Below are 207 nucleotides of genomic sequence, written 5' to 3' on the forward strand. Positions count from 1 at the left end.
GCGCCTAAACACATTTCGGGGAGAACCAGCTAGCTCCTGGTTCGATTGGCATTTCACCCCTAACCACACCTCATCCGCCGATTTTTCAACATCGGTCGGTGCGAACCTCCACTTGGTGTTACCCAAGCTTCATCCTGGACATGGTTAGATCACCAGGGTTCGGGTCTATAAACACTGATTAATTGCGCCCTTTTCAGACTCGCTTTC

Annotated in this window: 1 rRNA gene; it reads right to left on the reverse strand. The window is 50.7% G+C overall.

Going from position 1 to position 207, the window contains the following annotated elements:
* A 23S ribosomal RNA gene (locus AABK37_RS42340) occupies window positions 1–207 on the reverse strand; the annotation flags it as partial.

It is taken from the genome of Tolypothrix sp. VBCCA 56010 (assembly GCF_050875635.1).
Classification (GTDB): Bacteria; Cyanobacteriota; Cyanobacteriia; order Cyanobacteriales; family Nostocaceae; genus Hassallia.